Raw genomic sequence first — 7,839 nt, 5'->3', positions numbered from 1 at the left:
GGTACCCGGTACGGCGGCGTTCCGGGTACCTCCGCGTCTGCTCGGCGGGGAAAGTGGGTGCTCACCGGGAGCGTGTTCGCCCGGTGAGGATCAGTTTTCCTCGCGATAACGCCGACGGAAAAATCCGGGAACACCGTCGCCACACCATGGCGGCATGGCGAACGGCACGACCTCGGACCGCACGCACCGGACGGCGTGTTCGTACTGCGGTGTCGGGTGCGGTATCGAGGTGAACACCAGGGTCGAGGACGGCCACACCGTCATCGCCCGGGTGTCGGGGGACAAGCTGCATCCGGCCAACTTCGGCAGGCTGTGCACCAAGGGGGCGACCCACGCCGACCTGATGGCCGCCGCCGACGACCGGTTGACCTCGGCGCTGCTGCGGCCCAGCCGGGACGACGAACTGATGCCCACCCCGGTCGAGGATGCGGTCGCCGAGGCCGGCCGCCGGTTGCGGGCCATCGTCGACGAGCACGGCCCGGACGCCGTCGCGCTGTACGTATCCGGCCAGATGTCGATCGAAGCCCAGTATCTGGCCACCAAACTCGCCAAGGGTTTCCTGCGCACCGTGCACATCGAGTCGAATTCGCGGTTGTGCATGGCCAGTGCGGGCACGGGTTTCAAACAGTCGCTGGGAGCCGACGGACCGCCGGGCTCCTACGCCGACTTCGACCGTGCCGACCTGTTTTTCGTGATCGGCTCGAATATGGCCGACTGCCACCCGATCCTGTTCCTGCGGATGGCCGACCGGCTCAAGGCGGGCGCCGGGTTGATCGTGGTCGATCCGCGGCGCACCGCGACCGCCGAGCGTGCCGACCTGTTCCTGCAGATCAAGCCGGGCACCGACGTGGCGCTGCTGAACGGCCTGCTCCATCTGTTGGTCGAAAATGGTGACATCGACCGGGAATTCATCGCCGAGCATACCGAAGGCTGGGACGCGATGCCGGACTTCCTGGCCGGCTATCCACCGGCCGTGGTCGCCGAGATCACCGGCCTGGCCGAGGCCGATATCCGCACCGCCGCGGCGATGATCGGGGCCGCGGGCGAGTGGATGAGCTGCTGGACGATGGGTCTGAACCAGAGCACGCACGGCACCTGGAACACCAACGCGATCTGCAATCTGCACCTGGCCACCGGCGCCATCTGCCGTCCCGGCAGCGGCCCGATGTCGCTGACCGGTCAACCCAACGCCATGGGCGGGCGTGAAATGGGTTATATGGGGCCGGGATTGCCCGGGCAGCGGGCGGTGTCCTCGGCCGGGGACCGCGCCTTCGTCGAAACCCGGTGGGGTGTCGCGCCCGGCACCATCCGCACCGAGGTGGGGCCCGGCACCATCGGCATGTTCGAGCGGATGGCGGCCGGTGAGATCAAGGCCTGCTGGATCATCTGCACCAATCCGGTCGCCAGCGTCGCGAACCGCAAGACCGTCATCAACGGGTTGGAGGCCGCCGAGCTGGTCGTCACCCAGGACGCCTACCGCGCCACAGCCACCAACCACTACGCCGATATCGTGCTGCCCGCGGCGCTGTGGGCCGAATCCGAAGGTGTCACGGTCAATTCCGAGCGCAACCTGACCCTGCTGTCGCCGTCGCTCCCGCCGCGGGGCCAGGCCAGGCCGGACTGGCAACTGATCTGCCAGGTCGCCACCCGGATGGGGTTCGGCGCGCACTTCGACTACGCGTCGGCCGAGGAGATCTTCGATGAGATCCGCGGGTTCGCCAACCCGGAGACCGGTTACGACATACGGGGCGCGAGCTATTCGCGGTTGCGTCTGACCCCGCTGCAGTGGCCGTGCCCGCCGGTGGACGCACCGAGCGGCGAGGCCGACCGGCACCCCGTCCGCTATCTCAACGACGGGGTCAGCCAGGACCTTTTCGTCGACGAGACCGGGCATCGGCCCCGGCTGGCCTTCCCGACGGCGTCGCGCCGGGCCGTGTTCCATGCCCGCCCGCACATGAGTGCGGCCGAACTGCCCGATGACGACTATCCGATGGTGCTCAACACCGGTCGGCTGCAACATCAATGGCACACCATGACCAAGACCGGCAAGGTCGCCAAGCTCAACCGGCTCAACCCGGCGCCGTTCGTCGAGATCCACCCGGACGACGCGGTGGCGCTGGGCATCGTCGCCGGCCGGCCCGTCGAAGTCGAATCCCGCCGGGGCCGTGCGGTGCTGCCCGCGGTGCTGTCCGATCGGGTGCGGCCGGGTCATTGTTTTGCGCCGTTCCACTGGAACGATGAGCACGGCGAATACCTCACCGTCAACGCGGTGACCAACGATGCCGTCGATGCAGATTCGCTGCAGCCCGAGTTCAAGGTATGTGCGGTCAGCCTGCGACCGGTGCCGATGGACGTGGTGCCGGCCGGGGCCGGCGCGGTAGCCGACCGCCCGGTGGGTAGCGGGCCGCTGGTGTTGTGGGCGTCGCAGACCGGCACGGCAGAGGAGTACGCGGCCACGGTGGCCGGACGCATCGCCGGTGCGGCCCTGGTCAACATGGATGAGCTGACGCTCGACGAGCTGGCCGCCGCCCGCGATGTGCTGGTGGTGACCAGCACCTTCGGCGACGGCGGCCCACCCGACAACGGCGCCGACTTCTGGACCCGGCTGACCGCTGCCGATGCCCCTGGGCTGCAGGGAATCCGGTATGCGGTGCTCGGTATCGGCGACCGTTCCTACGACAACTTCTGCGGGCACGCGAAATCGTTGGACCACCGCTTCGCCGATCTCGGCGCGACCAAACTGCTGGACCGCTCCGAATGCGAGGCCTACGACGACGAGCCGATGCGATGGTGGGCCGAGGCGGTGACCGACCTGCTCGCCGGCGCCCCGCACCCGCGGCGACGCCCCCGCGCTGCCGCGGTCATCCGCACCGAGCCGGACGAGTTCACCAGAGCCAAACCGATTCTCGCGACCCTCGTCCGAAACGACGTGCTGTCCGCGCCCGGATCGGGAAAAGATGTGCGGCAGTTCGGATTCGACATCTCCGAGTACGGGGTGAGCTATGCTGCGGGCGATTCGCTCGGGGTATACGCCGCCAACGATCCCGCGGTGGTGGACGCCTGGCTGGCCGCGACCGGGCTGCGGGCCGAAGCCACGGTCGAGGTCGACGGCACCGAACAGACCCTGCGCGACGCCTTGATCTCGTCCTATGACATCTGCCGCGTGACACCAGACCTCTTGCGGTTCATCGCCGATTCGTGCGGTGACCGGTCGGCGGCCAAGGTGTTGCGCGGATCCGGTGGGCGGCTGGCCAAATGGTTGCACAACCGCAACGGACTCGACCTGGTGACCGAGTTCGCGGTGCACGCCGAACCACACCAGTGGCAGCAGGTGCTGGTGCGGTTGACCCCGCGCAACTATTCGATCTCGTCGAGCCCGCTGGTCAGCCCGCACGAGGTGCAGTTGACGGTGTCGGTGGTCCGGTACCGCGGTACCGGCGGGGCGGCCAGGGGCGGGGTGTGCTCGACGTTCCTGGCCGACCGGGCCGCCGCGGCTCCGGTCTTCCTGCAGCGGTCCCCGCACTTCCGCCCGCCCGAGGACGCCGACACCCCGATGATCATGGTGGGTCCCGGCACCGGCATCGCCCCGTTCCGCGGGTTTCTGCACGAGCGCCGCGCCCTCGGGCACGGCGGCCGCAACTGGCTGTTCTTCGGAGATCAGCACCGCAGTCAGCACTTCTACTACCGCGACGATCTGGAGGGCATGCTCGCCGACGGGTTCCTCAACCGGCTGGATCTGGCCTTCTCCCGGGATCAGGCGAAGCGGGTCTATGTGCAGCACAAGATGCTCGACTACGGCGCGGACGTGTGGCGCTGGCTCGATGCCGGCGCACATCTGTACGTATGCGGCGACGCCAGCCGGATGGCCAGGGACGTCGACGCCGCGTTGACCACGATCATCCGCACCCACGGCGGGATGTCCGCGGACCGGGCCCGTGACTACCGGCGTGAACTCGTCGCCGACAAGCGGTATGTGCGCGACGTGTACTGACCGGCGTCGGGCTACCAAACACAGGTAGTGCGCCACGCGTGCCGTGGGCGCGGGCTCGGCCTAATTTCCCGGTATGACGGGTTTGCTCGTCGCTGTCGGGTCAGGAGGGGACATGATCGCGAGGAATCGCCGATGACCACCTTGTTGGCCGCGCTGCCGCTGCTTCTGGCCGTATTGGGCGTCTACGATCTGCAGCGCTGGCTCGAACGGTGGGATTACCACCGACACCTGCCGGATTAGCCGGATCGCGAGGCCAGGGCACCGAGAGTGTCGCACACGGCGCCGGCGTGAGCGGAGAGCGCTTCGTCCGTGCCGAAGCGGCGTGTGCGGTCAGATCACCTCAAACTGTCGATCCTGGCGTGCAACAGTTGGGCGAGGCGCTCTGTGTGCCGATCGTCGAAACCGATCTCGCCACATCTATCGGGCCATGCGGTTGCGGCGTCGATCATGGTATCGATCATGCTTTTCGTAGCCCGTTCGCGTATTCCGAGGCGTTCCCCTGCCTCGATGAAGTTGGCACGCGTGAGGCGGTTCGCCCGTCCGTACAGGTTGAGCGCCATAGGGTCGTTCCACCCGGTATACGGTTGCGTGCAGAGCAAATTGTAGGCGGGGGTCGGCTGCCAAAATCCGTCTGGGTTATAGATCGACATGTTCTTTCCATGCAGATCCCCGTTGCCGATAAGCCAGCTGAAGACAACAACTTTCAGCAACTCGACCAGCGCTATCACTCGCGACCCGCCGCCACGTCCGCAGGCGTCGGCGAGTTTCGTCATCGCGGTCTCCGTTTTGATGCGGTACTTCGATGCCGGATACAGGCCGGCCACTTGGCACGCGTCTTCTTGCGGAATCCGTCTTGGTCCAACCCGATCAGATCGATGCACCAATAGGGCGCTGCGTCCCTGTCTGTCGCGCAGCAGCGTGGTCTGAGCGGCCCGCAGACCGCATGCCGATGCCATCCGCATGAAGAAGTGCTCGTTTTCGACCAGGAGCGGGAAGCCGGCAGGGTTCAGCTTGAGTATTGCCGGGCCGGCACGAGTCTGAGTCGGAGTCGACATCATGGCAGCACTGACTTTGGGTTGAACTCCCGCCAAACCGACAGGGTCGGCCTGGACAGAACCCGTCAGCTTCGCAAAGACTGCGTGAAAGTCGTTGTCTCGCTCCGGTTCGAATAGCGGCGGCGGCAGGAGGGGAGTTGCGCCGGCAGGGAACACTTGGACGTTGCCGATGGTGTCGGCGCCGATCGCGAGCAGCAATGTCAGATGGTCATCCGTCGATGTCTTTGTTGACGAGGTGACAACCCCGAGTCGAACACCCTCTGGCAGGAGCCCGGCGAAAAATGGCGGAACGGCCCCTCCCGCGGTGATTACCGGATACTCACCGGACCGCAGTAATGACCAGGAAACCGATCGATCTCGTACCCGGCCTTCGCCAGATTCTCCGGTCACATAATCGAAGCTGACGGCATCGCCACGTTCGCGGGTCAGCTGGGCGGCGAACGCTTCGCCGATATATACGTCGGCTTCGGTGACCTCGCGAAGGTCGAGCGCAATTCGGTCCGTCATTCCGCCGTCGAACTCACATCGAGGCGCAGGCCAAGAATGTTGGCGATCTCCAGGACTGAACCGATCTTGGTTGCACCGGTCCCCGCCTCCAGGGTTTGAACGCTGTAGCGCGATACTCCGGCCAGGTCGGCCAGCATCTCCTGGGTGAGCTGCAGCGCCAACCTTCGCTCGATGAAGGCTCGACTTATGCCCGTTAATTCAGGCATAAGTTCCTCGCGTCGCGGATTTGTGCGCCTTGGGCGCGCCATGATCCTCCTTATGCTGATAAATCAAGCATAAGACCGGGTGACCCTTCGGCGAGGCGTCGTCAAGCCGTTATGCCTGACTTTTCACCCATAACGACACGGTGGCGAGGTCGGGTCCGAGGCCCACGGGAGCATCTCGCCTGAGCGGAGCCCATGACGGATTGAAAGCTCCGTGGACGGTACGTACTAAATCCTATACAGTAGCGATAGTTATGTGCAGGATTTGGTACAGGGGTGGTGATCACCATGACCGATGTAGCCGGCTTCGACAGCTTGAGCGCTATGCCGGACACGTTCCGATTCTCCGAAGCCCTAGAGCACATGAACAGGCGCCAGTTCTACAACCTTCGCGACGAAGGTCGCATCGTCCAGATCGCACGCGGTCTTTACCGCAAGAGCACGTGGCGCGGCGATGAAGACCTCGCCGAGATCAGTTCTGCGTCACCCCAGGCCACCATCGCCCTCCGATCGGCACTGGCACGCCACGACCTCATCGACGACATCCCTGACCTACTCGACATCGCTATCCCTCGGGGACGCTGGGCGCCGCGGCTGAACACACCGATCAGGTGGCATCGTTTTGACCCGGCCACCTTCACCATCGGACGCGACACTCTGGCGACCGATGCGGGCACACAAATCGGCATCTACTCCGCACCGCGCAGCATCATCGATTCATACCGCTTGCATCATCGCGAAGGGATCGACCTGGCTAACGATGCCCTCAAGCGGTGGTTGCGCCAAGGTGGTCAACCCTCCGAACTGCTGAGCATGGCGCGGTCGTTCCCGCGCGCGCAGCGCGCTCTACAACAGGCGCTGGCGATCCTGCTTTGAGCCCAATCTCGCGCGAAACCGCCGGCGGTCGCGCATACATCGATCTGCAGCGGCGTGCTAAACAGGGCAGACGCAATACCCAAGAGCTGCTCCAGCTCTACATCCTCGAGGGATTCCTTGGCCGGCTCAGCCGCAGCCCGTCGAATGAGAAGTTCGTCCTCAAAGGTGGGGTTCTGCTGGCGGCCTTCGGTAGCCGTCGACCCACTCGCGACGTCGACCTGGCTGGTCAGGGCCTTGGAAACTCCGAAGCCGAGATCGTTGCCCTCATCGGATCTGTCCTTGCTGTGCGCCTACCCGAGGACGATGGAATCGAGTTCGACGCTGTTGCAGTGCGTTCGGAGGTCATTCGTGAGGATGATGAGTACTCCGGTGTCCGTGTCAGCGCCGATGCCCGGGTCGCTACGTCGCGGCACAGGTTCCATGTTGACGTGAGCGTCGGGGATCCCATTGTGCCCAGCCCCACGCTGGTGTCGGTGCCACGGTTGCTCGGCGGGGAGCCCATCATCCTCAACGGCTATCCGCTGCACATGGTGCACGCCGAAAAGGTTGTGACCGCCATACAGCGCGGTGTGGCCAATACGCGCTGGCGCGATTTCGGTGACATCTGGGTTCTGTCGCGCGCTCACGCGCTGGGTGGAGCCGACCTTCAGACAGCCATCGGGGAAGTTGCGCAACATCGACGTGCCAAGTTGATATCGCTGGCCGACGTGCTCGACGGGTATCCCCAACTCGCTCAGTCCCGTTGGGCGGCGTGGCGCAACCGACAAGGCCGCGAGGAACTCCCCGAGCAGTTCGCCGATCTGCTCGCCGAAGTCATCGCTTTTGCCGAACCCGCGGTCACCGATGATCTCACCGACCTGAGCTGGAGCCCAGACGACGGGATATGGCGATAACGCGCAGCGGTCACCCGAAGACACAATCAGTTCCCGACCGGTGCCGGAGTTCATGGACCAGCGATAACGATTCAGAGCGGGTCATGGGAATCGTTCGGCTGAAAATTGTGTCCGAGGGGGGACTTGAACCCCCACGCCCGTTAATAGGGCACTAGCACCTCAAGCTAGCGCGTCTGCCATTCCGCCACTCGGACCTGCCCAACCTCGCGGGTTGGGCGATGCGACGGCGACGCCTGCGAGCTGGACTGCGCATCGGTCGTCGAGGTGCCGCAGGCCGTCAAGGCCAAAGCAAGTGTCAGCAGGGCCACACCCTT

General features: G+C 65.2%; 5 protein-coding genes and 1 tRNA gene. 3 read left to right on the top strand and 3 right to left on the bottom strand.

What is annotated here, in order from left to right:
• The first annotated feature begins 154 nt into the window (after nt 1-154).
• Nucleotides 155-3,991: a molybdopterin-dependent oxidoreductase gene (locus ACWDTP_RS35715; RefSeq protein WP_450027946.1), complete on the top strand. Its 3,837-nt coding sequence runs from the start codon at nt 155-157 to the stop codon at nt 3,989-3,991.
• Between the two features lie 335 nt (nt 3,992-4,326).
• Here the strand turns inward: ACWDTP_RS35715 and ACWDTP_RS35710 are convergent, their stop codons facing one another.
• Nucleotides 4,327-5,553, bottom strand: coding sequence for a type II toxin-antitoxin system HipA family toxin (locus ACWDTP_RS35710; protein WP_450027945.1), 1,227 nt, complete (start codon nt 5,551-5,553; stop codon nt 4,327-4,329).
• Nucleotides 5,550-5,714, bottom strand: a complete 165-nt coding sequence (locus tag ACWDTP_RS35705; protein WP_450027944.1) for a helix-turn-helix domain-containing protein — start codon at nt 5,712-5,714, stop codon at nt 5,550-5,552. Before ACWDTP_RS35705 ends, ACWDTP_RS35710 begins: the two co-directional genes overlap by 4 nt.
• A gap of 318 nt (nt 5,715-6,032) precedes the next feature.
• On the opposite strand from ACWDTP_RS35705, the gene ACWDTP_RS35700 reads away from it, so the two are divergent.
• Entirely contained in the window at nt 6,033-6,632 is a 600-nt protein-coding gene (locus ACWDTP_RS35700) for a type IV toxin-antitoxin system AbiEi family antitoxin domain-containing protein (RefSeq protein ID WP_450027943.1), read from the top strand.
• On the top strand, nt 6,530-7,525 hold the full coding sequence (locus ACWDTP_RS35695) for a nucleotidyl transferase AbiEii/AbiGii toxin family protein (RefSeq protein WP_450027942.1): 996 nt from the start codon (nt 6,530-6,532) through the stop codon (nt 7,523-7,525). Before ACWDTP_RS35700 ends, ACWDTP_RS35695 begins: the two co-directional genes overlap by 103 nt.
• A 108-nt stretch (nt 7,526-7,633) precedes the next feature.
• Here the strand turns inward: ACWDTP_RS35695 and ACWDTP_RS35690 are convergent.
• Nucleotides 7,634-7,719 (bottom strand) — tRNA-Leu (locus ACWDTP_RS35690).
• Nucleotides 7,720-7,839: the final 120 nt, after the last annotated feature.

It is taken from the genome of Mycobacterium sp. NPDC003449 (assembly GCF_053588415.1).
This window is presented reverse-complemented; position numbering and strand designations above follow the sequence as displayed.